Source organism: uncultured Nevskia sp. (assembly GCF_903885465.1).
GTDB lineage: Bacteria > Pseudomonadota > Gammaproteobacteria > Nevskiales > Nevskiaceae > Nevskia.
Window position 1 is genome coordinate 1 of sequence record NZ_CAISIQ010000423.1, and the last position, 1,647, is coordinate 1,647.

1 protein-coding gene is annotated in these 1,647 nt (G+C 64.5%); it reads right to left on the reverse strand.

The window, feature by feature from the left end:
• A partial coding sequence (locus QZY06_RS16490; protein WP_295686153.1) for a TonB-dependent receptor occupies positions 1-1,647 on the reverse strand: 1,647 nt, incomplete at both ends.

Here is a 1,647-nt window from a genome sequence, read left to right on the forward strand (position 1 = left end):
CGCATCGACAAACTGGTTGCCGGAGAAATCTTGGCCGTTGTCGACAAAATCCTTGAACCGGGTGCGCGCGTAGCCGCTGCTCATATACAGCTCAAGGCCTTTCAGCGGCTGCCAGCGGCTTTCCAGTTCCGCGCCATCGAGCACCGAATTGGCGGCGTTCTTGGTGCTGTAGTCGAAGCCGTCGTCGCTGTCGATGGTCGCCACCTGCTGGTCGCGCCAGTCGACGTGATAGACGTTCAGATTGATGCCGACCTTCTGCCACGGCGTGGCACGGAAGCCGATCTCGTAGTTGCGGGTGTACTCGGGCTTGAACTCGTTGATGGTGCCTTGGCCACGCAGCACTTCGGCACCGCCAGCGCGATAGGCCTCGCTGTAGGTCGCGAACAAGGTCCATTCCGGTGTCAGCCGGTAGCGCAGGCCGATCTTCGGCAGCAACGCGCTGTACTTGCCGGTGGCGCGCTGCGTGCCGTCGGTGGTCGGCAGCAGATCGGCTGCGATCAGCACCGGCAGCACGTTGATGCCGGGCACGGTCTCGTTGCCGAACAGATAGGCATCGGCTCGATCGATGCTGTAGAGCACGCTGGTTTCACGCTGCTCGCGGTCGTAGCGCAGGCCTAACGTCAGCGTCAGCGGCTCGCTCAGCTGGATGTCGACTTCGCCGAACACGGCCAGGTTGTCGCCCTTGTTGCTGGCCAGACTGGTGGTATCGATGCGAGCCACCACCTGACCAGCGCCGGGCACCGGCAGCACGGCAGTGAGTGGCACCTGGAGATCGCGCAGCACGTAGTCGCGCCGGTCCTCGAAGCTCGTCGCGTACACGCCCACGGAGCCGGTGACGCGGCCCCAGGCCTTGGCGTTGAGACGCAGCTCCTGGGACAGATTGCGGCCTTTCAGATCAAGCGTCGTGCTTCCGCCATCGCGGGCGGTCTGATCGAAGTCCTGCGCCAGATCGCCGGTGGTATCGATGAAGCCGGTGGTGCCGCTCAAAGAGAACACCGGCGTCAGCACGTACTCGTTGCGCCACGACACCAGCGTCGATTCGTTGAGGTAGCGATAGGGCTCGTTGTCGGTCGCCTTGCGGCGAGTGCTGTCGCCGGCGCTGTCGGCAATGAAAAGGGTGTCCGGCGCGGCATCGGTGCGGGTACGGCTGATCGCCACCACGCTCTTGAGACCGGCGATCGAAGCCGGCGTAAGGGCCAGTTTCAGGCGCGCAAGCTCGTTGACGCTGCGATCCCAGTGGCCATCGTTGCGGGTGATGTTGACGAGATCACCATCGTCCTCCACCCGGTTGACAGCCAGCCGGAAGCCGAAGGCATCCGACAACGGTCCGCCACCGGCCAGCGCGTACTGGCGCGAGCCTTCGGTGGCAATGCGCACTCGGCCGAGGAAATCCCAGTACGGCGTCGGATCACGCGTGGTGCTGACGACCGCACCAGCCAGTGCATTGCGGCCCTGGCTGGTCGACTGCGGCCCGCGCAGGATCTCAACCTGTTCGACATCGAAGACGTCCACGGCATTGCCACCGACGGCAGTCGGATCCAGGGCGATGCCATCGACATAAATGCTGATCACCGGCGCGCTGCTTGGCGAGCCATAGCCCTGCGCGCCCAGGCTGTTGACGCCGCGCAGGCTGATGCTGCCATCGTC